At 62.0% G+C, this 22,685-nt stretch carries 19 protein-coding genes and 1 pseudogene; 10 read left to right on the forward strand and 10 right to left on the reverse strand.

The features are described from left to right. Positions 1 to 13: 13 nt before the first annotated feature. From NJT13_RS22200 to NJT13_RS22215, 4 genes are all read right to left on the reverse strand, one after another. The gene (locus NJT13_RS22200) at positions 14 to 742 is read right to left on the reverse strand and encodes an SDR family oxidoreductase (RefSeq protein WP_254525704.1); all 729 of its coding nucleotides are present in this window, start codon (positions 740 to 742) and stop codon (positions 14 to 16) included. After that, a complete protein-coding gene (locus tag NJT13_RS22205) occupies positions 739 to 1,977 on the reverse strand; it encodes a phenylacetate--CoA ligase family protein (RefSeq protein WP_254525705.1) in 1,239 nt (412 codons plus the stop codon). Before NJT13_RS22205 ends, NJT13_RS22200 begins: the two co-directional genes overlap by 4 nt. Before the next feature lie 148 nt (positions 1,978 to 2,125). Then, positions 2,126 to 3,712: a TCP-1/cpn60 chaperonin family protein gene (locus NJT13_RS22210; protein WP_254525706.1), complete on the reverse strand. Its 1,587-nt coding sequence runs from the start codon at positions 3,710 to 3,712 to the stop codon at positions 2,126 to 2,128. Between the two features lie 48 nt (positions 3,713 to 3,760). Further along, a complete protein-coding gene (locus tag NJT13_RS22215; RefSeq protein WP_254525707.1) occupies positions 3,761 to 4,894 on the reverse strand; it encodes an acyl-CoA dehydrogenase family protein in 1,134 nt (377 codons plus the stop codon). Positions 4,895 to 5,168: 274 nt separating this feature from the next. Between NJT13_RS22215 and NJT13_RS22220 the strand changes: the two genes are divergently transcribed. From NJT13_RS22220 to NJT13_RS22230, 3 genes are all read left to right on the forward strand, one after another. Continuing rightward, positions 5,169 to 5,603, forward strand: coding sequence for a universal stress protein (locus NJT13_RS22220; RefSeq protein ID WP_254525708.1), 435 nt, complete (start codon positions 5,169 to 5,171; stop codon positions 5,601 to 5,603). Positions 5,604 to 5,743: 140 nt separating this feature from the next. Then, positions 5,744 to 6,034, forward strand: coding sequence for a hypothetical protein (locus tag NJT13_RS22225; protein WP_254525709.1), 291 nt, complete (start codon positions 5,744 to 5,746; stop codon positions 6,032 to 6,034). Then, complete coding sequence (locus NJT13_RS22230; RefSeq protein ID WP_254525710.1) at positions 6,031 to 7,545, forward strand: sodium:solute symporter family protein; 1,515 nt, start codon at positions 6,031 to 6,033, stop codon at positions 7,543 to 7,545. The genes NJT13_RS22225 and NJT13_RS22230 overlap by 4 nt, the downstream gene beginning before the upstream one ends. 23 nt (positions 7,546 to 7,568) lie before the next feature. Here the strand turns inward: NJT13_RS22230 and NJT13_RS22235 are convergent, their stop codons facing one another. Together NJT13_RS22235 and NJT13_RS22240 are read right to left on the reverse strand one after the other, a co-directional pair. Beyond that, entirely contained in the window at positions 7,569 to 7,970 is a 402-nt protein-coding gene (locus NJT13_RS22235; RefSeq protein WP_254525711.1) for a hypothetical protein, read from the reverse strand. 680 nt (positions 7,971 to 8,650) lie between these two features. Continuing rightward, positions 8,651 to 10,108 carry an amidase gene (locus NJT13_RS22240; RefSeq protein ID WP_254525712.1) on the reverse strand — a complete coding sequence of 486 codons (1,458 nt, stop codon included), beginning with the start codon at positions 10,106 to 10,108 and terminating at the stop codon, positions 8,651 to 8,653. Positions 10,109 to 10,594: 486 nt separating this feature from the next. On the opposite strand from NJT13_RS22240, the gene NJT13_RS22245 reads away from it, so the two are divergent. Continuing rightward, positions 10,595 to 11,137, forward strand: a complete 543-nt coding sequence (locus NJT13_RS22245) for a hypothetical protein (protein WP_254525713.1) — start codon at positions 10,595 to 10,597, stop codon at positions 11,135 to 11,137. Positions 11,138 to 11,505: 368 nt separating this feature from the next. On the opposite strand, the pseudogene NJT13_RS23330 reads toward NJT13_RS22245, so the two are convergent. Continuing rightward, positions 11,506 to 13,130 (reverse strand): annotated as a pseudogene (locus NJT13_RS23330) (long-chain fatty acid--CoA ligase). Positions 13,131 to 13,269: 139 nt separating this feature from the next. Further along, on the reverse strand, positions 13,270 to 14,241 hold the full coding sequence (locus tag NJT13_RS22260; RefSeq protein ID WP_254525715.1) for an alpha/beta hydrolase: 972 nt from the start codon (positions 14,239 to 14,241) through the stop codon (positions 13,270 to 13,272). A gap of 155 nt (positions 14,242 to 14,396) precedes the next feature. On the opposite strand from NJT13_RS22260, the gene NJT13_RS22265 reads away from it, so the two are divergent. From NJT13_RS22265 to NJT13_RS22275, 3 genes are all read left to right on the forward strand, one after another. Next, positions 14,397 to 15,287, forward strand: coding sequence for a type I 3-dehydroquinate dehydratase (locus NJT13_RS22265; protein WP_254525716.1), 891 nt, complete (start codon positions 14,397 to 14,399; stop codon positions 15,285 to 15,287). Between the two features lie 59 nt (positions 15,288 to 15,346). Further along, on the forward strand, positions 15,347 to 15,715 hold the full coding sequence (locus NJT13_RS22270) for a nuclear transport factor 2 family protein (protein ID WP_254525717.1): 369 nt from the start codon (positions 15,347 to 15,349) through the stop codon (positions 15,713 to 15,715). Between the two features lie 104 nt (positions 15,716 to 15,819). Beyond that, entirely contained in the window at positions 15,820 to 17,094 is a 1,275-nt protein-coding gene (locus NJT13_RS22275; RefSeq protein ID WP_254525718.1) for an MFS transporter, read from the forward strand. Positions 17,095 to 17,097: 3 nt separating this feature from the next. Here NJT13_RS22275 and NJT13_RS22280 read toward each other — a convergent pair whose 3' ends face one another. After that, the gene (locus NJT13_RS22280) at positions 17,098 to 18,105 is read right to left on the reverse strand and encodes a TIGR04024 family LLM class F420-dependent oxidoreductase (RefSeq protein WP_254525719.1); all 1,008 of its coding nucleotides are present in this window, start codon (positions 18,103 to 18,105) and stop codon (positions 17,098 to 17,100) included. Positions 18,106 to 18,282: 177 nt separating this feature from the next. Here NJT13_RS22280 and NJT13_RS22285 point away from each other — a divergent pair, with 177 nt between their 5' ends. The 3 genes from NJT13_RS22285 (at position 18,283) to NJT13_RS22295 (ending at position 22,091) form a co-directional block, all read left to right on the forward strand. Continuing rightward, a complete protein-coding gene (locus tag NJT13_RS22285) occupies positions 18,283 to 19,881 on the forward strand; it encodes an N-acyl-D-amino-acid deacylase family protein (protein WP_254525720.1) in 1,599 nt (532 codons plus the stop codon). Positions 19,882 to 19,977: 96 nt separating this feature from the next. After that, complete coding sequence (locus NJT13_RS22290) at positions 19,978 to 21,039, forward strand: DUF1611 domain-containing protein (RefSeq protein WP_254525721.1); 1,062 nt, start codon at positions 19,978 to 19,980, stop codon at positions 21,037 to 21,039. Then, entirely contained in the window at positions 21,036 to 22,091 is a 1,056-nt protein-coding gene (locus NJT13_RS22295; RefSeq protein ID WP_254525722.1) for a dipeptide epimerase, read from the forward strand. Before NJT13_RS22290 ends, NJT13_RS22295 begins: the two co-directional genes overlap by 4 nt. Positions 22,092 to 22,119: 28 nt before the next feature. Here the strand turns inward: NJT13_RS22295 and NJT13_RS22300 are convergent, their stop codons facing one another. Then, positions 22,120 to 22,614 (reverse strand): cupin domain-containing protein, encoded by a 495-nt coding sequence (locus tag NJT13_RS22300; RefSeq protein ID WP_425499824.1) that lies wholly within the window; start codon positions 22,612 to 22,614, stop codon positions 22,120 to 22,122. Positions 22,615 to 22,685: the final 71 nt, after the last annotated feature.

The following is a 22,685-nucleotide window of genomic DNA, read 5'->3' on the forward strand; positions in this document are numbered from 1 at the left end:
GAGGGATCGACGCTCAGTGAGAGACGACGGGGATGGAACCGGGTGGCACTGCGACGACTTCCGGCACGTATACGTTCGGGGGACGGGTGGCGAGGAATACGACGATATCGGTGACGTCCTCCGGTTCGAGTCGGTCGACCGCTGCAATGTCGTCTGTCATTTCGGTTGCCACCTGCCCAGGGCAGACGGCGCTCACCCGAACGGGGGTGTCTTTCAGCTCCTTCGCTAGCGTGTTCGTCAGCCCCTGGATCCCGCGTTTCGACGCGCCGTACGCGCTCGTTCCGGCGAAGCCGACTTTTCCCGTGAGCGAACTCATATTGACGATGGTTCCCGCTTCGCGCTCTAGCATTCCACCTGTGAGCGCCTCCCGGCAACACCGGAACACGCCGTTGAGGTTCACGTCGAGCACCGTCTCCCACTCGTCGTCAGTGAGTTCCCAGAGGTTACCGTCGGCGGTGGTCCCCGCGTTATTCACGAGGAGGTCCACCTGCTCGAATTCTTCGCGGGTTCGATCGAATAGCGCCGTCACGTCGTCCGTCGAGGTCACGTCCGTGGGAGCCGCAACGGCCTCGCTCCCTCGGTCACGGATGGTTTCAGCCACCCGACCGATTTCGTTCTCGCTGCGGGCTGCGAGAACGACGTTCATACCTTCTTTGGCCAGTCCGAGAGCGACACTTCGTCCGATGCCGCGACCGGCACCCGTGACGACCGCCGTCCGTTCGTCCAGATCCGTCGCTGTCATCGGTCGTCGACGACGACCCCCTCGGACGTCGCCTCGAAGCCGGGCTCGATAGCGAGTTCGTCCACCGAAATGTTCAGGACCGAACGAACCTCGCCGGCGAACTCCTCTCGATCGACCGTTTCGGGATCGCCCGCAACCGTCAGCGCGACGTGGTCGGTCGTCCCTTCGGGACGGGTCAATCGTACCTCGAGGTTCTCGTGATCGAGGCCGTCGACACCCGCGACGTACATCGTCAGTTCGTCGGGATACACCTTCACCCCCTTGACCTTCTTCATGCTATCGACCCGACCGAACACGCCCTGCGGAAGGATATACTCGCCGTACTCCGAATCGCGCTTATCGAGGATGGTGAGGTCGCCGGTACGGAACCTGAGGACAGGAGTGGAATCCGGCGAGAGCGTCGTGAGAACCAGTTCTCCCTTCTCGCCGCGCTCGACGAGTTCCCCGGTCTCCGGATCGACGACTTCGGGAAACAACCGATCGGTGAACACGTGCATGCCTGCCTCCTCGCGCGACTCGAACCCGACGAACCCGACTTCGCTCAGGCCGTAGTTATCGACGACGGTCACGTCGCCACCGTAGGCCTCGCGGACCTCTTCGCGGTAGCCCTCAATGGCGGTAAACGGCTCGCCGCCGCCGATAACGATCTCGACGCCGTTGAGGGTTTCCTCCGCGGTGTTGGCGAGCTCGAGCGCGAAGCTCGGAAATCCGCTGACGACCGTGACATCGTAGTCGCGGATGATCTGGACTTGCTCCTCCGCGTCGCCCGGCCCCATCGGGATGTGGGTCGCGCCGATCGTTTCGGCAGCCCCGGCGATCGCCCATCCGAACGGGTACGGCATCATTCCGGCGGTGTTCAGTATCACGTCGTCTTCGGTGACACCGACCGATCGGTACGCTTCGGCGAGACGCTCCTGATCTCGTCGAACGTCATCTCGAGTCGCAGGGACCGGCAGCCGATTGTCCACGTACGGGCTCGGCGTGAAGTTGCACCGGACCACGTCCAGGGGGTCGACGAGGCTCCCAAACGGTGGGTTCTCCGTGATGTCTTCGGCCTGATCGCTGGCGTCCATCATCGGTAATTCGCGGAATCGATCGATCGAGTCGATATCACTTGGTTCGAGACCAGCCTCCTCGAACGCCTTCCGATAGACGTCGTGTTCGTAGAGCCGCTCGGCCGACTCACGGAGCCTTGCAACTACCTCGTCAGTCTCGTCGAGCGTCGCACGTGTCATAGCAAGCGAGTAATTGACGCACCTGTAGAAAAGCTTTGCCCAGCTACCAAAGATGGGCGTCGCGAGACCTCGACTGCCGTTTGTCCTCTCGACGCACTCGTACTCCGGACGACGAGAAGTTCGGCCAAACGATTCGTACCCTGCGGAATTACTCGACGGCGATGACTTCGTCGATGGCGACAGTGTGGACTGCCGCCTCGAAGGCCGCTGTGACGGCAGCCCGTTTCGTTTCCAGCGGATCGATCACGCTGGCATTGACGACGTCGTCAACGCGAGCAGGGCCATCTGACGGGTCGACCACTCCGGCCGTCTCTCCGGGAACGCGAGCCCGAAGCGTCGTCACTGCGTCGTGGTCGTCCAGACCCACGTTCGTCGCGAGCGTTCGGACCATCGTCTCGAATGTCTCGGCGATGGCTTCCAGAACGATCGCCTCATGCGTCGAAGTCTCCGCGGCAGCCCTGTGCAGCGCGTATGCGATTCGGATCTCGCTACACCCGCCACCGGGGACAACAGCGGGTTCGCGGACGGCGGCGGTGCTCGCTCGGATCGCAGCCTCGAGCCCCCGCTCGACCTCCTCGGCGCTCGTCCACGTCCCTCCGCGAGTGAGAACGGAGGTGGCCGCCGCGGTCTCGCACTCGCCAAGGAGTGTATACGATAGCGGTCCAAACATCAGCTCCTCGACTCGACCCGCATGTCCAAGGTCGGCCGCGCTGATATCTTGCACATCGCCGACGACGGTCGCACCCGTCGCCGCGGCCACGCTCTCCAAGATCTCCTCGGGTTTGGCCCGCCGGATGACGAGGATCCCCTCGCGGAGGAGTGCCTGAGAGACGTGCTCGTCGATCCCCTTTCGAGAAACGAGTACGTCAACGCCGGCCTCGCACATCGGCCGGACGAACCGATCGTGGATCCGCTCTTCCGCCCGGTGGAACGCGTCTAACTCCCCGGGCGAAGAGGGATTCAACCGCCGTTGTGTTTCCTCCTCGCCGTTGGCCGTTTCGAGATAGAGCTTCTGGTCAACGGTCGCCACGCGAGCGTCGCGGATCGACGTCTGATCCCGGTTGAGCAGCCCTTTCTGGACGAGAACACCGTCGAACCGTCGGGTCCGTCTCCGCGACGGACCGGTCCGAGCGATCACGTGAACACGATCGGTATCGAGCAGTAGTCCCCCCGCTTCGGAAGACCGCGCGTCTCGGGCGAGCGCCGTCAACGTCTCGGTGATCAGCGGGGCGAACTCGGAGCCATCGATGAGTTTCGTCCGCGCCTGTGACCGGGCGACCGCACGGATGGGGTCAGCGGTCGGATCGGGCTCGATTGGGACCGCGGCGTCATCGAGCGTACGTTCGGCGATCTCCTGCGCGCGCTCGAGTCCTCCTCGAACGGTCCGCGGATGAATCCCCGTCTCGGCCGTCGTTCCCAGACAGTCGGCCAGCAGTCGGGCGGTGAGGAGGACGCCAGTCACGACCCCATCGTCGTACTGCGACGACTGGTTCTTGGCGACGCCGTAGAGCAGTCGACCGACGGGGTGGTCGATCTCGACGGTCCGTAGCACCCGGAAGCAATCTCGAGTCACGACCCGCTCGCCCTCCTCCGGAACGACGATCTTGTGCATTCCGCGGGGACCGAGCATGGTCTCGGTCAGGTCGACGAACGACCCGGCTGCCGTTCGGAAGTTATCGCGCACCGCCTCGCTTGAGAGGAGACTTCCCGTTACCGGTGACCGCTCTACAGCCATAGTCTCGGGAGAACTAGCCACGGTATTAGTCGTTTGGGTCGGCCTGTCCTATCGAAACGCCGAGAGCTCGAGGAGATCGCGGGCGATGATGAGCTTGTTGATCTGCGTCGTCCCCTCTGGAATGGTCAGCATTTTCGCGTCGCGGAAGTACCGCTCGACGTCTAGTTCCCGTGATAGTCCCATCGCGCCGTGGATCTGAATGGCGTTCGAGGTGACCTCGACGGCGCTCTCGGTGGCGAACCACTTGGCCATGGCACCCTCGGTGGCCGCCCGGTGGCCGTTGTCGAAGTGGTCCAGCGCCCGGTAGGCGAGCAGCCGAGCGGCGTCGACGTACGTCGCCCCTTCGGCGATGAGCCGCTGGACCAACTGGTGTTCGCCGATAGGCTTGCCGAACTGCTCGCGGTCATTTGCGTACTCGATCGCCGCGTCGAGGGCGTTCTGTGCGGTCTTGACGCCCAACAGCGCCACGTTTGCTCGTCCCAGTTCGAACGACTGGTAGGTCCGGTCGAGCGCGTCCCCGAGTGATCCGACGACGTGCGCCTCTGGGACGCGAACCTCGTCAAAGTACAACTGGCCCATATGGTCGTAGCGGCGACCGAGCATCTCGAGGCGCTGGCGATCGAAGCCCTCGGTATCAGCGTCGACGAGGAAGTGCGTCTTCCCTTTCGGCGTGTCCGCAACGATAACGGCGACGTCGGCTATCTGTCCGTTCGAAATCCACGTCTTCGTTCCGTTAATGACCCACTCGTCGCCATCCTTCTCAGCGATCGTCTCGATTTCCCGCGGATTCGATCCGACGCCGGGTTCAGAGATGCCCGCACAGCCGACGATCTCGCCTCGAAGCAACGGACCGAGGTACTCCTCGCGAACCCGATCGGTGCCGGCAGTATGAATCATCCGCGCGGTTTCGCTCGAGATCATCGTCACGAGATCGGTTTGCATCGGGAGTTGCTCGAACATGCGCGCCCACGTGGTGTGATCGAGAGCCGCCCCGCCGACCTCTTCGGGAATGTCCCGGCCAAGTAGTCCCACCTCGGAGAACACTGACAGCACATCTAGCACGTCCGCCTTCGACAGCGGTTCTTCTTTACCGTAATTCTGCAGTATCGGCTCTACGTCGCGCTCGACTGCGTCGCGGACATTACTCACCAGCATCTGTTGCTCTCCGGATCGCTCAAACATGCTCGCCTATTCGATAGCCATACCTTAAATCAATGGGGATATATCATCTCACATGATATTTTACTCGGTGACCTCGTGAATACAGCGTCACGAAGGAAATCTAGGGGTTTTCGTTTCGTGTAGAGTAGGCAGAAATCAGACAACGGAACTGGGGCCGACCTTTGAGAGGCAGAAACCGATTCTCGTCAGAATTCGGCCGTACAGGCCGTAGCCCGTCGGCAAGACGTTCCGTATTTTGCATAAAATTTAAATACCGTCATGTGGAGTGTTAGCAATGATGTACGGAGAGATACTGGTGCCGGTGAACGGGACGGAGGAATCCGAGACAGCCATCCCTCACGCCTTCGAAATAGCAAAGGAGCGAGGGGCGACGGTACATGCGCTCTGTGCCTACAGCCGTCAAAGTCGGTACGGAGCGCTCTCTGTCGAGTCGGCGGAACATCGCGAGGAGTCACTCCACGAGCAAGCCGAACAGATCGTCGACGAGGTCGCCGAACGGGCCGCCGAAGAAGGAATCGACTGCGTTACGACCATCCGAGAGGGAGATCCGACAGAGGGAATCCTGGACTACGTCGACGACAATCGGATCGGCCTAATCGTCATCGGCGCTCGGAAGCGCTCTCCGACCGGAAAGGTGCTGTTCGGGAGTGTCTCTCAATCGGTCATCCTGAACACCACCGTTCCCGTTCTGGTCACCGGTGGACGATAGAACGACTATGCGAAACGGTGAACGTAGCAGATAGAGAGTCCAGACAATGGAAAGGTTTAATAGACAATTGATAGCATATATCACAACAGTGGGGACGCGACCCACACAGCAAGCGGTCGAAGACGGGTGACTATCCGACAATGAGTGGAGAAACAAACCGGCGTTCACAGCAGAGAAGCGCGAAAATTAGCTACAGTGACGTAGAGATACAGCGGTCAGCGGGGCTGAAGCCGATGCTCGTAACCGCTGGTGTCGTTTTAGTATCGTGGATACTCCTCACGGGCCTTCCGTTCTACTGGGAGACCGGCAGTGGTAACCTCACGCTCTTCGCCTACACGAGCGTCCTTTGGGGTGTCGTCATTATCGCCATGGGATTCGTCTACGAGTACTGGGTCACGTCCATCGAGGACGAGGAGGTAGATAGCCGATGACGCTGGCTATACCGCTCCAAGAAGGCGTAACGCCCGAAGTCTCGAGCGGCCCTCTCGCCATCGGCGTCGTCCTCGCGTACTTCGCTGTCGTCATCGGGATCGGGGCGTACTTCTACCGGAAGTCGCGGAAATCGACGAGCGACTTCTGGATCGCCGGTGGACAGATTCCGCTGTGGGTGCAGGTGTTCGCCGTCCTCTCGGTTACTGCGAGCGCAGGGTCGTTCTTCGGCTACGGAGGGTTCGCATACGCATTCGGCGCAGCGTTCGGCGAACTCGTCCTCGTAGCCGTCGCAGCGGGCGGCCTATTCATGATGATTTTCATCGCAGCACCGATCCGACGGAGCGGAGTCTACACCGTTCCCGATTACCTGAAGCGGCGTTACCAGAGCGACACCGTCCGTTTGGTGGCCGCGGTCATCTTCACCATCGCTTCGTGGGCGTACCTTATCCCCCAGCTAACGGCTGGAGGGATTACCATCGACTTCGTCCTTCCCCAACTCAGCTATCAGGCTGGAGTGATGGCAGCCGCCCTCGTCTTCGCCCTGTACGTCTCACTCGGCGGAATGTGGGCGGTCACATGGACAGACTTTTTCCAGGGTATCATAATGTTCCTGCTCACGCTCGTTCCCGTCCCGATTGTCTGGGCGCAACTGGGCGTCACGGGAACGCTTAACCAGGCGATGGCGGCCGATCCGGGATTCGGATCAACCAAGGCTCCGGGACTGATGCACCTCGGCTTGGGGCTCGTGTGGATCCTCGCGTTCCTCGCGCTTCCGCAGATGGGACAGCGCGTCCTCGCGAGCGACTCCGACAGGACCGCTCGCCGGAGTTTCATGTATATGAACGTCCTCTACATTTTCTCGTTCACGCTCTCAATATTCTGGGTGGCCGGTGCCGCCAAGGTGCTCGAACCGAATCTCGCCAACGCCGACTACTTCTATTACGCAGTTCTGAGCAGTTACTTCGGGCCCGTCATGCAGGGACTCGGTGCTGCGGGGCTACTGTCGGCCGTGATGTCCACGACCGACGCGCTTCTAGTGGCGCTGAGCGCGAGCGTCTCCCATGACATCCCGAAGTCGCTGAACGTCGACCTGTCCGAGCGCCAAGAAACGCTCCTCGGAGTCGGTGTGATGTGGACCGGTGTGATAGTCGCTGCTGTCGTGGCGTTTAATCCACCAGCTATCATCGGCCTGATGACTACTCTCGTCGCCGGAGGTGCTGCCAGCGGCCTGTTCCCGGCGCTTGCCGTTGGGACGTGGTGGAAACGGGGGAACTCGTACGGGGCAATCGCCTCGATGATTGTCGGGTTCCTTACCTACGGTATATTATTGTTCGGCGACATTATGGCAGTCCCGTACACCGAAGCGCTCGTCGCAGTTCCACTCGGACTGATCGTCTATATCGTGGTCAGTCTAGGGACCCGTCGGCCGACTGGTGACGAACTCGCCGGATTCCAAGAATTCCACTCCCATCAATCGTTCGTCGAGTCACAGACCGAAACGGACGACTGATGGTCGACCCCCTCAGAGCACCCTCAAGCGGTCCGGGTGCCCGCGGTTTGCTCGACGTTCAACCAATATCGCCAGAGCAGCCTCACTTTCAATCGGAGAAGGACTGCCAGACGGAACCCTACGTGGTGGGTGAGCTTCCACGGCGGGCGGTCGCTCCGCTCGGTTACTCCTGATAAGAGTGCCCCGACGGCGGACCGGGATTCGTCGTCGATACCGCCGACGTCGACCACACAAGCATCAGCGGTCATCTCCTCGCGCATCTCTTCCGTTGAGAAGAACTTCAGCCCGAAGGCCAGGACGGGATTACTCTTCGCGGTAACGGCATCGACGGTGAACTGATCCGGAGCCGTCACGGTGATCCGGTCGCCCTCCTCACCCGACCCCAGCATGAGCTGCTCACCGCCGCTCGTGTCGGTGGTTTCCACCGAATACTCGTACCCGAGATTGTCGAGTGTGTCCGTCGCTCTTGAGACGAAATCTTCCCTCGACATCCCGCAGAACGTGCGCCACTCACTGCCGATGTACAGCGTCAGTGCCTTCCGTAACATGTTCCGAATCAGAACTGCCAAAGAAAAGAAGTTATTGGTAACCGGATCGACTAAACCGTGTTCGCGAGGAGGGGACTGGCCGATCGTACATGAGCCAACTCTGATCCCCCGATATCAATCGGTTCGTTTCCTCCGTTGCTACCGGTTAGTCGTCTTAACCAAATAGACGCATCTGAGCTTGATTCGGTAATTCCGGAGTTGTCGGACCGCCACCTTATTTACAGTCTTATGGCTGTAATCATCATAGCGCCGGCGGAAATACTACTCTGAGGGATTCACACCCATACATTCTCCAATATTCGAAATCAGTAGTTCAACGGGGAACCGACTTCACTTCGGTCATTCCAAAGAACCGCGTCGATTTATGCTAAATCCCCTCACGGATGCGGCTGGCTGCGATTCTGCGCCATTCACTGTCATGACGCCTCCGATATGTTACGGGAATATCGTACCGTTCCCGCCATAACGGAGGACGCGTTCACGGTTTAGCGCCTCGACCAGAGGCGGACAGATGACACTACATCTGGAGCCAGCGACAGAACTAGTGGTTACCGGTCTTAATCGTGTTCCGGCTGCGGACTGTGCCACGGTCGTTGGCGTTCGAACGCTCCGCTGACTGCGAGGACGTCCGTTTCGGCGAATCGGTCACCGACTATCTGCATACCGACGGGCAAGGACCCGTCGACGAACCCAGCCGGGATCGACGCGGCCGGATGATCGGTCATATTGAAGATCCAGCTCAAAATCCAATCGACAAACGGATCGATCTCGGTCCCCTCGATTTCGGTCGGTCCGAGGCGGTCGGCCTTGAACGGCGGTACCGCTATCGTCGGCGTTACCAACAAGTCGTACGCGTCGAACACACGCCTGACATCGGCGTAGACGTCGGTCCGAACGGCGTCAGCTTGCTTGCACTCCATTGCTGAGTGAGCGCGACCGGCCTCAACGATGTTTGTGAACAGCGAATCGATCTCCGACCGATGGTCGCCGAGCAGGTCGATGGTATGCACGTCACGTATCTGGCGATCGAGATCGGCCAACATCACCTGAAAGAGGGTCTCCCACGCAGTGCGGATCTCGTCCGGATCACGATCAAAACTGACAGCGATCTCGTCGACTATCGCGCCCGCCGCCGAAAGAGCGTCGACCGCATCATCGACGGTCCGCCGGACGCGACTGTCGATCGTGAACATACCCAGCGTCGGACTGTACGCGATTTCGAGATCGTCTATCGGGCGGGTAACGCTCGCAACGTAATCCGTCTCCGTCTCTGGATGCGTGAACGGATCATTGGAGTGTGGTCCAGTCATCACGTCGAGCAGTAGCGCGGCGTCTTCAACGGTCCTGGTCAGCGGTCCGTGCTGGACGAACGGGGTGTGTTTCGCGAACGCGTTCGACGGGTTCCCGTTTGGTATCCGACCGAACGTCGGCTTGAACCCGTACACGCCACAGCAGGCGGCCGGGATCCGGATCGAGCCCCCGGCATCAGATCCCTGCGCCGCCGCTGCAAGACCGTCCGCGACGGCGGCGGCGCTCCCGCCAGAGGAGCCACCGGCGGTCCTGTCGGTGTCGAACGGCGTCCGGGTCGTTCCGACGAGGTCGTTGTCAGTGGTCGGTCGATTCCCGAATTCGGGGGTGTTCGTTTTCCCAAGAACGATTGCCCCCGCCTCCTCGAGTCGCTCGACCACGGGAGCCGTCCGGTCAGAGACGAAGTCCTCAAAGACCGTCGATCCGAACGTATGATGGACGCCCTCCTTGAACGCGAAGAGGTCCTTGATTGCGATCGGAACTCCGTGGAGCGGACCGGTCTCCTCGCCCCGCTCGACCGCGCGTTCGGCCGCGCGGGCCTCCGCACGCGCTTCCTCACCGACGACCGTACTGTACGCGCGGAGCGTCTCGTTACGTCGGTCGATCCGCTCGAGGTAGGCGTCGACTACCTCAACCGGCGACAGGTCCCCGCTGTCGATTCGTCGCGCAATCTCCATCAGTGACGTAAAGCACGGATCACTCGCCATGGCACGTTGTTTCGCGGATCGTATATTAAGCGTTCCCCACCGCTGGGGACCGAGCACCTCCGCGCGTCGGAGTTAAGTCCCGGTGCGAGGTTCTCGTCCGACGTCTCGAGCGCGGTCGTGTTCATCCGGATTATCATTATGTCGTCGCTGTCGTCGGCAATGCGCTGTTCGTACGTCACGTCCCGAGACACCCACTACATCGTACAGAGAGGTGGACAAGAAGGCGTTCCGTGAGCCCTACCGGGAGGACGCCGAACGGGAGACGAACTGAGTCCCTCTCGGAACGCCCCCTTCCGCATTCGATGGGTCTCCGCGTTCGGGACGGCCGACCGTATCGGCAGTCCGCCACCGCGCTGCTATCAAGTCCGCGAACCTCGAGTACGACCGCCTGTACCGCGATGGGACGAGCGTCAGTCACCGTGACTACCGCGGCAGTGACTGAAACGTTCCTCTTAGCGTTATATGCCTTCGTATGGAACTGCCCATATGGACCAGCGTACCATCGCGTCCCTGGGAATCCTCGGCGTACTCACCGAGAAAGAACGTGCGACCATCCGAGACGTCCACGAGACGCTTCAGCACAACTTCGGCCGATACTGGGGAGCGAGTACCGGTGTACTGAATCCGACGATGACCAGCCTCAAGAATAGCGGTCACGTCGAGTTAGTCCTCGACGACGGCGGTGGCTCGTACCGGATCACCGAATCAGGAATCAATCGACTCCAGTCGTTGCTTCGAGAGCCGATCAAAGACGTCTCTGAGTCGCCGCTACAGGCGTCGTTAGCGATGAAATTCGGCTTCTTGCATCACCTGCCACTCGCCGAACAGAGACAGGAGATCGACAGACTTGCCGACCGATTGCGAACCGCGCGAACGGAGCTGACAGACCTGCGATCGATACACGAAACGGAAGTCGAAGACGCCGAGACGGGGTACCGGCGCGACCTGATCCGACTTCGGATCTTCGTTCTCGACGCGCTCATCGAATGGCTCGAGACGGTCGAGATCGATCGTTCCGCCGAGACGTGACGGTGCAGGTCCATCCTGCGGGTCGACGAGCCACGAACTCGCGACCGTTGCGCGAGCGAAGCGAGTGTGACTACGGCGAGTCGTCGGCGTAGCGTTTCGATCGCGGAGGACGACAGGAACGATATCTGGACGGGGTGTGCTATCCGAGCGCACCGCGATACGTTGAGTTCGTCGAGGAGTTCCCTTCTACGCCGACTGGAAAAGTCCAGAGGTAAGAGCTTCGGGTGCGCGAACGGGAGGCGGAGCCGGACCATCGGAATCGGGAGACGTGATCTCGACCGCTACTGCCGGTACCGATCACAGCGAACATGACGGGGCCGACGGGACAGTTCGCAGCGGTCGCAACGGCTGACGAGACGGGCCAGTCCTTATTCGCCCGGCGTCCACCGCAGGTCGGCGTCCTCGTACTGATCCCGGACGACTTTCTTATCGAACTTTCCGGTCGCCGTTTTCGGCACCTCGTCGGCGAAAACGAACTCGTCGGGGATCCACCACCGCGGATACCGATCTAAGAGAAAGACCCGCAGCTCCTCGGCGTTGACGGTCGCGTCGGGTCTGGAGACGACGCAGGCCAGCGGACGCTCCTGCCATCGATCGTCCGGAACGCCGACGACGGCCGCCTCGAGAACGTCGTCGTGTCTCATCAGCGCGTTCTCGAGTTCGATCGTGGATATCCACTCACCGCCGCTCTTGATCACGTCGCTCTTCTGATCAACTATCTCGAGATACCCGCTCTCGTCGACTGTGACGATGTCGCCGGTCTTGAGCCACCCGTTCTCGAAATCGGCTTGGTTCGCCTCCGGCCGGTTGTAGTACTCGTTGATGACGGTCGGGCCGCGGACGTACAGTTCGCCGAACGATTCGCCGTCCCCGGGACTTCCTCGCCGTTCTCGTCGATGACTTTCGTCTCGAGTCCGGGCGATAACAATCCCTGTTTCTGGCGGATTGCGTACTCCTCGTCCGTGGGCAGCGGTTGCATGGCCGACTTCGGTCACGAATAACTCCCGACGCTCATCGTCTCGGTCATCCCCCACGCGTGCTCGATCACGACGTCGTGTTCCGCCTTGTATCGCCGCATCACGTTCTCGGGAACGGCGCTGCCGCCGGTGAGGATGCGCTCGAGGCTGGAGAGATCGGTGTCGGTCTCCGCGGCATGTTCGAGGAGGTTGATCCAGACGGTCGGAACACCCGCGGTGAAGGTGACGTCCTCGGTCTCGATGAGGTCGGCGAGGTCGGATGCGCTCGGGGACGGACCGGGATACACTTGCTTCGCACCAGTTATTGTCACCGCGTACGGGAGTTCCCATCCGTTCACGTGGAACATCGGCACGACCGGCATCACGACATCGCTCTCGTTGATGTCGAACGTCATGGGAGCAATCGCAATCAGCGAGTGCGCGTAGATCATCTCCTGGGAGTATTCGACGCCTTTCGGCATTCCCGTCGTCCCCGACGTGTAACACATCCCCGCCCGCTGACTCCCATCTAACTGGGGCTACGACGCGTCGGCGTCGTGATCGGCGATCAACTCCTCGTAGGCCATGACGCGCGAGAAATCCGTCTCAGGTACGTCGTCGTCCATCACCACAACCGACTCAACGCTCTCGAGCCGATCCCAGAGCTGTTCGATCGTCCGGAACTCTTCACCCGGATCGACGAAGAGAATCTCGTCAGCGGCGTCATTGACGATGTACTCGATGTGATCGTCCGGGAGTTGGACGTTGATCGTGTGGAGCTGTGCGCCCATCAGCGGGACGGCGAAATACGTCTCGTAGTGTCGATGATGGTTCCAGCCGAACGTGCCGACTCGAGTCCCTTGCGTAACGTCCAGTACCGAAAGGGCGTTCGCCAGGGACTCAACTCGACCGCCGAAGCCTCGATAGGTATACCTGTGTGACGAGCCGTCCGCTTCCGTACAAGACACGATTTCCGTTTCGGGAAAGTGGTTTGTTCCTCGCCAAAAGAGGGGGCGGATTGTGAAGTCTGTCTCCAGAATGACATATACTTGCGGAAAACGGACAAATAAGTGTTTGTCCGCGGGGGATCCGGTGACGAAGACGACCCACGCGGGACGATCATCCGAATAGCGGCAATCGAGAGTGGCTTCCTACCAGACGGACCAACGTCGGACCTCAGCGGTCTGATTCGACGCGGTTTTGATAGCTATCTACCGCGTCGTACAACGCGGTTCGGCGCCGCTCAAGCGCTAGGAAGTGTGTCCCGCCACCGATCTCGGCGTACTCTCGGCACGCTGTACTGTCGAGTTCGTCGTACAGCGCGAGCGCGTCAGACCGGGCCGCGGTCGGGTCGAGCGACCCGCGAACGACGAGCGTCGGAACCGATATCTCGTCGGCTCGATAAGCCGGGTCATCTTCGGTCGACGCGCGCAGGTCTTGGAACGTCCCGTTCGGTACCTCGACCGTCGGGACGTCCGCGCTCTCGAGTCGATACTGCGACGAGGCGAGTCCCTGCCAGACCGCCTCAAGGACCGGGTCTGACTCTGGTTCCCCGCTGCGCCACCTGGACGGGTTCGTCCCATCCGGAATTTGGTCGTTCCATCGCTCACGGACGTCGTCCCGCGTAATCCGACGGAACGGCTCGAGCGGTTCCACGTCGACGAACCGAGCAGCCACATCCGCGGGCGGTCGGTAGACTGGCGCGACCTGCGTCAGCGACGCGACGTCGTCGTTGACGGTCGTGACGTAGACACCGCAGACGATGCTGCCCCACGAGTAACCGACGAGATGGACGCGATCAAATCGATCGCAGATCGACTTGAGGGCCGCCTCCACGTCCGCGACGACGTCCGTCGCTCGGGCGGGAACGTCGACTCCGCTCGGTCCATCGACTGGGGTGGGGCGGTCGCTCTGCCCGTACCCGCGGAGGTCGACCGCGAACGCGGCGCGGCCCCGCTGGGCTGCAGCGCGGAGCCACGAGTACGTCTCCTCACCGTCGGCCTCGATCGGCGGTGCGAACACCGCTCGCGTCGGATACGTCGCACCGTGGACGAACAGCACTGCCTCAGTCGCGTCATCGGGCGAGACCTCCCACAGTCTGATTCGGGTTCCGTCGGCCGCCGTAATGTCGCTCTCGACGGGAGCCATACAGCCGGATTGGTCGGCAGGATGAAAATAATACGGGTACCGACAAGCGAGACTGTGAGGCTGTGAGCGCGAATCGGTTGCTTCGAGTGCCGCCGATGCAGCTCGGGTTCCGCAACCGGAACAAGGCTTTTCCGCACTCCCGGAGACGATAGGGTATGTTTCGTGAACAATCCGCATTCACCGAACTCGAGCAGCCGTTCATCTGCACGATGATTTCGGAGCCGACGGTCGCGGAGGCGCGCAGCGTGATGAAACACTCGGAGTTCGAGGGTGCCGACTCGTTCATCGTGAACCTAATGGGCGACGGCGAGTTCGGACTCGAGCGGTCGCTCCTCAACGAGTCCGATCTCGAGGACCTCTTCGAGAGCACGTCACTGCCGTCGATGGCGTGTTACTATCGGTGGAAGTACACCGGAGAACGAGTCGGAGAAACGGACGAAGAGCGAATGGAGATACTCAAAATGGCCGTCCGAGCAGGCGCTCGGGCGGTGGACATGGTGGGCGATACCTTTGATCCGATCCCCGGGCCGGACGAGTTCTCCGACGAGGCGACCGCGTTTTCGCTCGACCCGGAGTCGCCGCCGCGGGAGTTCACGACGGACCCCGACGCGGTCGAACGGCAGCGCGCCGAAATCGGGACGATTCACAAACTCGGCGGCGAGGTCCAGCTGACAGCCCACACGAGAACCCATCTCTCACCCGAGCAGGCCCTCAATATTGCGACGGCGTTCGAGCAGCGAAACGCCGACATGGTCAAAATCGTTGGAGTCGATACGAGCTGGGACGATCTCCTCGAAACACTCGAGGCGACGGTGCTTCTGAACCGCGAACTCGATATTCCGTTCGTTATGATGAGTCACGGCCAACACGGCGTGCTCGGCCGGTACGTGACCCCATTCCTCGGATCGATGCTATGTTTCACTCAGCACGAGTATCCGCCCGGCGGGTTCTACCTGCAGCCGCTGACGGAGAACGTGCGGTCGGTGTTCGACTCGGTCCGGAACGTCACGCCGACGCGCGAACCGGAGGAGGAGAACTGGCTGTAACGATGCGTCGCGACGACCAGCACGAAGCGATTAAGAGTCGCGGCGAGATATGATCCCGTATGTCACTCGATCATCTCCATGTCGGAATCATCGAGGCGTACCTCAAACATCTTCGTCACGACCGGTTCGACAAGGCGGCAGACCAGTTCACCGAGGACGCTCACTACCTTCACCCACCGACGTTCCAAGAAGACGTCCGGGAGGTCGGACGGGAGAACATCAGACGGTACTTCGTCGAAAGCCGCGGTCCGCGGGACATCGACCACAGCATCGAGCGGGCCGTTGTCGAGGGCGATGCGTGTGCGGTCTACGGGCGGATGACTGGAGAAGACGTCGATGGGGACGAACGCTTCGTCTCATACGCGGAAGTCGAGGACGGACGGCTGTCGTACTACTGCGCCGGCTTCCTGAAAGGAACGATAGAGTAATGAGCATCCCCTGATGTCAGCCGCCGGAATCGAGTGGGAATTCGGCGATCGATTGACCGCCAAAACGGACGCGACTACCGCCCCGAAACCCCAATCGTTACGTGATGGAAGGAGTACCTGAATTAGAGATGGTTCCCGATCCCCGTCGAGCGTTAGCCGAGCGGGTCTACTACGGCTGGATCATCGTCGTCGCCTGTCTGCTGGCCACGACAGCGGTCTACGGCACGAGCTATGCGTTCGGCGTCTTCTACGACGTGTTCATCGCTGAGTTCCACGTCTCGCGATCGCTACTGGCCGGCGTGTTCGGGATGCAGACCGCACTGATCTACGTCGTCGGCGTCGGTGCCGGACGATCCGTCGACCGATACGGACAGCGGAAAACGGCAGCGGTCTCCTCGGTCCTGTTCGTCGTCGGCCTCATCTGGGCCGCAATCTCGAGATCGTATCTCGAGCTCTTCATCGCGTTCGGCCTCCTCAGCGCCGTGGGAATGGGGGGGCTGTTCGTCGTGAGCTTCGCGACGATCCCGCTCTGGTTCGAAGCTCGGCGAGGGGCAGCGTCAGGGATCGCGTCCGCCGGCCTCGGCATCGGAATGGTCGTGTTTCCGTTGGGGACGAACGTGCTCATCTCGTCGGTCGGATGGCGCCGGTCGATGCTCGGGATCGCGCTCGCGGCCGCAGTTCTCTGTTTCACCTTCACCGTACTCTTTGCTGATCGACCGGACGAAGTCGGTGCAGACCCGACCGTGGAGTTCGGAGACGGCCGCTCACCGTTCGAGACATCAGAAATTCGAACAGACGGTCAGGCACAGCCCACGTCCCTCGAGACGATCACGTCCGCGCGGTTTCTCTTTGTGTTCCTCAGTTGGGTGTTGCTGTCAGCACCCGTCTACATCGTCATCAGTCACATCGTATCTTACGCGACGATCATCGGAATCGGACGCTCTGAGGGCGTCCTCGCGCTCACGACCGTCGGTGTCATGGCGACGGTTGCCCGGTTCGGCGTCGGTTCCCTGGCGGACCGTGTCGGTCGAATTCGTACCTTCATCGCCTCTACCGTCGTGCTCGGTGCGGCGATGATCGGCGTGGCGCTCGCACCGACGGTGACAGTCTTCATCGGGACGATCGTCGTCTTCGGAGTCGGATACGGCGGCTGCGGCAGTCTCTTTTCGCCTCTGGTCGCCGATTTGTTCGGTCACGACGATCTCAATACCTTGTTCGCCGTGATGTCGCTCGCCTTCGCAGTGGCGGGCCTGACGGCACCACCGCTAGCCGGGCTCTGGTTCGAAGTCAGCGGCAGTTATACGTGGGCGTTCCTGATTACGGGTCTCGGAGCCTTCGTCGGGGCCGGGTGTGTCGCGATAGCATCGCGTCTCTCATGAGGATCAAAGCAGTCTGGCGATAGCAGCCATCGTTTTCTCCTTCTCGTCTTCCGTCATACCGAAAACGAACCCCACACGAACCGCGTCGACCGAATCGGTTTCGGCATACTGTTCGACCCGCGTTCGAACCTCTTCCGGCGTTCCCGCCGCGGCGAATTCGTCGAGCATGTCGTCCGTGATCGCGTCGGCCATGGCCGCCCGATCGTCGGCGGTCCACGCTGCCCGTATCTCGTCGACGACATCCCGATATCCCTGTGCAGCGACTGAATCACCGTAGTGGGGACCGTACGCGCCGACGAGAAACGCGAGCATCGATCGCGTCGCATCCCGAGCTCGCTCTCGGTCCGTCGAGGCAAAGCACCGGAGGATCGGACTCACACGGACGTCGGCCGGATAGCGTCCGCCGAGGGCCATCCCCCGCTCGAGGTCCGAGTACCGTTCCTCGAGTCCCGCCAGCGAGAATAGTTGCGGAACCCAGCCGTCGGCGAACCGACCGGTCAGTTCCGTGGCTTTCGGTCCCAAAGTCGCGAGGTCGATCGGCGGTGGCGTCTCGGGCAACTCGCGTTCGTACGAGAGACCGTCCATGTCGAAGATTTCGCCCGCATAGCTGGCGTTCCCGTCGTCGAAGATCGACCGTACCACCTCGACGGTCTCGCGCAACCGTCGCAGCGGCCGCTCGAACGTTGCGCCGTGCCAGCTTTCGGTGAGCGGCGGCGAACTCGGGCCGAGTCCGAGACGAAATCTACCGTCGGAGAGATCCTGCAGCGCGAGTGCGGTCTGGGCGAGCATCGCGGGAGATCGGCCGTACGGCGAGAAGACGTCATTCGAGATGCCGATTTCCTCGGTCTGATTGCCGATGAGCGACAGTGCGGGAACGACGTTCCACCCCGTCGCCTCGCCCGTGGAGACGCGGCTGTAACCGAGCTCCTCTGCCCGGCGCGCTCGGTCGACCATCGTCGCGTGCGCGTCATGATCGGCCGACATGATAACGAGGTCGAGCGCTGCGTTCATCGAACGTGACCCCCCGTTCGGCGGTGATAGCTTCGTTTCATCGGTTTCACTACCCATCTAGAAGGTAATAAAAATACGTCTCGGTATCGACGACCGTAACTGTCGTTCGAAGCGTCCCAGCAATAGGCACCTGACCCTCAGCGGAAGCTTTTCTTACTCACTGACGTATTGAGTCGCATGACGGATCTCATCGTCATGAACGCACGCGTCATAGACGGGACCGGCGCACCGTGGTTTACGGGCAGCGTCCTAGTCGACGAGGGACAGATTACCTCGGTGGTTCGAGAGGCGACGCCTGACGTCGACGCGGAAACGACGGTCGACGCCGACGGCCGCGTCGTCTGTCCGGGCTTCATCGACACGCACTCCCACTCCGACATGCGACTGTTCGAAGAGCCGACGCTCGAGCCGAAAACGCGACAAGGGATCACCACCGAAATCCTCGGCCAGGACGGGTTCTCGATGGCGCCCATGTATCGCGACGGCGGCGCGAGCGAGTGGAGCGCACAGCTGGGCGCCCTCGCGGGACGGACCGACATCGACTGGACCTGGGGGAGCGTCGCGGACTACCTCGACGCCGTAGAAGAGAACGGAATCGCGCCCAACGTCGGCCTGTTCGTCGGCCACGGGACCGTCCGGTACAACCTGCTCGGTATGAACGACAGAGAGCCGACCGACGATGAGCTCGCGGAGATGAAGGAGCTGGTGACGGAAGGGCTCGAGGACGGAGCGCTCGGTCTTTCGACTGGCCTCATCTACACGCCGTGTACGTACGCAGATCGGCGCGAAGTACAGGAGCTTGCGTCGGCCCTCGAACCGTTCGGTCGCCCGTTCGTCGCCCACGTGCGAAGCGAAGGGCGCTGGATCTGGGACGCACTCGATGAGTTCGTCGACGTCGGCGCGGAGGCGGACGTCCCGTTACACCTCTCGCACTTCAAGGTCGCCGGGCTCGCACAACAGGGGAAAGCGTCGCGAGCGACGGCGCTGATCGAGACCGCCAGAGATCGGAGTGTCGACCTCACTGTCGAGCAGTATCCGTACGCCGCAGCCAGCACGATGCTCTCCGTCGTCCTGCCGCCGTGGGTGCACGCGGAGGGGCCAGAGCAGACGCTCGAGTACCTCTCCGACGAGGAGACACGGGCGCGGATCCGACGCGACGTCGAGGAGTGGCGGCTCGAGGGATGGGAGAACATCGGCGTCCTCACCGGTTGGGATGACGTTGTGATCTCGAACGTGGGGACGGACGAAAACGCCGAATTGGAAGGGAAGAGCGTCGCAGCGATCGCCGGCGACCGTGGGGTCGATCCCATCGACGCGGTCTGTGATCTGCTGATAGCGGAGGAGCTCGCCGTGAGCGCGGTCTTTCACATGATGGATGAAGACGACGTCCGTGAAATTCTCGCGTACGAACGTACCTGTGTCGGTACTGACGGCCTGTTCGGAGGCAAACCCCATCCCCGAGTGTACGGGTCCTATCCGCGTGTTCTGGAAACGTACGTCCGCGAAGAGAACCTCCTGACGCTGGAGGAGGCCGTCCGGAAGATGACGTCGCTTCCGGCCCGTGCGATGGGACTCCAGCAAAAGGGGCTCGTCCGCCCAGGAATGGACGCCGATCTCGTTGTGTTCGATCCGGGACGCGTCGCGAGTAACGCAACGTATGAAGACCCGCGCCGGTATCCGAACGGCATTGATCACGTCCTAGTCGGCGGTGAACCGATCGTTCGCGGGGGCCAGGTGACCGGCGCTACCCCTGGAGAGGTGCTCACGTGCGACTAGTCGATCGAGAGCACGCCATATGTCGGCGCCGACCGTGACGGAACGCCAGCCGACCCGTAAGTATATTCGACGGGACCCAGACAGTACATTCCAGCCATGAACCTCAGAGAAGCGTTCGATCCGCCGGTTCCGGCGATCGTCCTCGCCGAGGGGGAATTCGGCGAGGCAGGCGGAAAGACCGCCCACGGAGTAGTCATGCATAGCGATGTGTTCGACGTGGTCGCGGTGGTCGATTCGGAAACCGTAGGCGAAACACCGGCAGCGGTGCTTGACAGCCCGTCCGCGCCAGATGTCCCGATCGTCGCGTCCGTCGCGGAAGCGCTCGAGGCCGCACCGGCGGCCGACGTGCTTGTGATCGGCGTCGCCCCGGCCGGTGGACAACTGCCCGACGCGTGGGTTCGAGACATCGAAACCGGGATGGAGGCGGGGTGTGACATCGCATCGGGGCTACACACGTTTCTCAGCGACGACGAGAAGTGGTCGTCGCTGGCTGAAGCCTGCGACGTGCGTCTCTTCGACGTACGCAAACCACCGGCGTCGGACTGGCTCAGGGTTGCCGACGGGTCGGTCGACGACGTCGACGCCGACGCCGACGTCGTCCTCGTGCTGGGAACGGACTGCGCCGTCGGGAAACGAACGACGACGTACGAACTCTTCGCGGCCGCACGCGAGATGGGTCGGAACGCAGGCTGGGTCGCGACCGGACAAACTGGGATCATGATCGGCGCTCACGAGGGCGTCGTCGTCGACCGGGTACCGTCGGACTTCGCAGCCGGCGTCGTGGAAGACCTCGTCGCGAGCGTCGCAGAGGATCACGGTCTCGTCTTCGTGGAGGGACAGGCCTCGCTCACCCACCGGGCTTACTCCGGGGTGACTCTCTCCATCCTCCACGGCGCGTGGCCGGACGCGGTCGTTCTCGCAGACGATCCGGACCGGCACCACCGTGCGCACTTCGAGCAGTTCGATGTAGACGGCGTCGAGACGGAGCGGCGACTGATCGAGGACCTGTCCGACGCCGCGGTCGCCGGCATCTCGACGTGGGGCGCCGCTACGGAACAGGCGCGCTACGATCTCCCAGCGGCGAACGTGTACGACGACGGCGGTGCGGCAGAACTGCTCGCGGCGATCGACGACGTGCTGGCGGAGGAGCGAACGTGAGCGAGATCGTCGCCGTCGACGCGGAGCCACTGGACCTCCCGCTTTCGGAACCGTTCGAAATCGCCCTCGGAACGCGGCGAGAGGCCAGCAACGTACTAGTCACGGTCGAGACCGCCGACGGGACACGAGGACACGGTGAGGGATCGCCGCTCCCGCCGGTCACGGGAGAGACAAGAACCGCCGCCCTCGAGACGGTACGCGCAGCGACCGAGCTGCTGGAGGGCGAACCTGTCGAGGAGTACCGACGGCTCACCGCCCTCGTGCGGGACGCGTTTCCTGGGATGGTCTCGGCGACGTTCGCCCTCGAGACGGCGGTGCTCGACACGTACTGTCGCGAACGGGAGATTCCCCTATCGGCGCTGTTCGGTGGACCGCCTACGACGGTCGAGACGGATCTGACCGTGCCGATCCTCCCGCCGGCGGAAGCCGGCGAGCGGGCGGCGACGGCGGTCGAACGCGGCTATAATCGCCTCAAACTCAAGCTCGGAACCGACGTCTCGACGGACGTCGAGCGCGTCGCAGCCGTTCTCGACGCCGTGCCAAACGTCGGACTAAAAATCGACGCGAATCAGGGATGGACGCCCAAGGAAACGGTCCGGTTCGCAGACCGACTCGCGGACGAAAACGTTCGCCTCGAACTGATCGAACAGCCCGTTCCGGCGTCCGACGTCACCGGACTCGCCGACGTGACGCGACGGGTCGACGTGCCGATCGCTGCCGACGAAGCGGTGTTCGCTCCGCAGGACGCCGTCAGGATCGTGCACGAAAACGCGGCCGATATCATCAACGTGAAACCATCGAAATCCGGGCTCCTCGGTGCCGCCGATATCGTTTCGATCGCACGCGGTGCGGATCTAGAACTCATGATCGGCTGCATGCTCGAGAGTGCCGTCGGAATTCACGCAAGCGCGCATCTCGTCGCCGGCAGCGGAGCATTCAGGTACGTCGACCTCGACGGAAACAGGCTACTGGCGTCAGACGTCGTTCCGACTGACGACGGTCCCGGCCACGAGATCGGCGGGCCGGGACACGGCGTCACGCCCGACCGGTAACCGGGTCGAAGCGGACCTTGATTCCGGATCAGTCGTACCGTCCGGTCCGGTCTCCGCAGTTCAGACACACCGTCAGTTTCGCCTCGCGGTCGTCCGCCCACTCGATCGTGTGAGGCGTTCGCTCACCGCAGGTTTCGCAGTCGCGCAACAGGTCGAGTCCGCCCCCGTCCTGTGGAGCACCGAGGGCGAGCGCTTCGACTCGATTGTCCCCAGTGTTCGTTCCCTGTTGGTACTCTCCCGGTGCGAACCGGATCGCCTCTCCCGATTCGACAACGGTCTCCCCCTCCTCCGTTTCGAAAGTCACCGTCCCCGAAGTGACGATGAACACCTCCTCCTGTGCGTCGTGGGCGTGGTATCCGTATGCGAAGCTATCGCCGGGCACGAGTTCGTAGTAGTTGATCGCGACGTTCGACGCGTTCAGTGCGCCGGTGAGTGGTCGGCAGACGGTCGCCGAGTCGATTCGCCGGTCGATGTCGGTGATCGTGACTATGTTCACGGTCGAAGGATCGGGAGCCATCGTCATATACTCGAAGGGCGGACCACAGCCGAGGATCGGCCGGAGCGCGAGACGCTCGTTGTCGCGTCGCTCCCGGT

This window comes from Natrinema caseinilyticum (genome assembly GCF_024227435.1).
GTDB classification, from domain to species: Archaea; Halobacteriota; Halobacteria; order Halobacteriales; family Natrialbaceae; genus Natrinema; species Natrinema caseinilyticum.

What these genes read in the sequence shown, in the direction of transcription:
- NJT13_RS22200 (WP_254525704.1), bottom strand. Translation starts at nt 742, where the DNA reads ATGACAGCGACGGATCTGGACGAACGGACGGCGGTCGTCACGGGTGCC.
- NJT13_RS22205 (WP_254525705.1), bottom strand. Translation starts at nt 1,977, where the DNA reads ATGACACGTGCGACGCTCGACGAGACTGACGAGGTAGTTGCAAGGCTC.
- NJT13_RS22210 (WP_254525706.1), bottom strand. Translation starts at nt 3,712, where the DNA reads ATGGCTGTAGAGCGGTCACCGGTAACGGGAAGTCTCCTCTCAAGCGAG.
- NJT13_RS22215 (WP_254525707.1), bottom strand. Translation starts at nt 4,894, where the DNA reads ATGTTTGAGCGATCCGGAGAGCAACAGATGCTGGTGAGTAATGTCCGC.
- NJT13_RS22220 (WP_254525708.1), top strand. Translation starts at nt 5,169, where the DNA reads ATGATGTACGGAGAGATACTGGTGCCGGTGAACGGGACGGAGGAATCC.
- NJT13_RS22225 (WP_254525709.1), top strand. Translation starts at nt 5,744, where the DNA reads ATGAGTGGAGAAACAAACCGGCGTTCACAGCAGAGAAGCGCGAAAATT.
- NJT13_RS22230 (WP_254525710.1), top strand. Translation starts at nt 6,031, where the DNA reads ATGACGCTGGCTATACCGCTCCAAGAAGGCGTAACGCCCGAAGTCTCG.
- NJT13_RS22240 (WP_254525712.1), bottom strand. Translation starts at nt 10,108, where the DNA reads ATGGCGAGTGATCCGTGCTTTACGTCACTGATGGAGATTGCGCGACGA.
- NJT13_RS22245 (WP_254525713.1), top strand. Translation starts at nt 10,595, where the DNA reads ATGGACCAGCGTACCATCGCGTCCCTGGGAATCCTCGGCGTACTCACC.
- NJT13_RS22260 (WP_254525715.1), bottom strand. Translation starts at nt 14,241, where the DNA reads ATGGCTCCCGTCGAGAGCGACATTACGGCGGCCGACGGAACCCGAATC.
- NJT13_RS22265 (WP_254525716.1), top strand. Translation starts at nt 14,397, where the DNA reads ATGTTTCGTGAACAATCCGCATTCACCGAACTCGAGCAGCCGTTCATC.
- NJT13_RS22270 (WP_254525717.1), top strand. Translation starts at nt 15,347, where the DNA reads ATGTCACTCGATCATCTCCATGTCGGAATCATCGAGGCGTACCTCAAA.
- NJT13_RS22275 (WP_254525718.1), top strand. Translation starts at nt 15,820, where the DNA reads ATGGAAGGAGTACCTGAATTAGAGATGGTTCCCGATCCCCGTCGAGCG.
- NJT13_RS22280 (WP_254525719.1), bottom strand. Translation starts at nt 18,105, where the DNA reads ATGAACGCAGCGCTCGACCTCGTTATCATGTCGGCCGATCATGACGCG.
- NJT13_RS22285 (WP_254525720.1), top strand. Translation starts at nt 18,283, where the DNA reads ATGACGGATCTCATCGTCATGAACGCACGCGTCATAGACGGGACCGGC.
- NJT13_RS22290 (WP_254525721.1), top strand. Translation starts at nt 19,978, where the DNA reads ATGAACCTCAGAGAAGCGTTCGATCCGCCGGTTCCGGCGATCGTCCTC.
- NJT13_RS22300 (WP_425499824.1), bottom strand. Translation starts at nt 22,614, where the DNA reads ATGACGATGGCTCCCGATCCTTCGACCGTGAACATAGTCACGATCACC.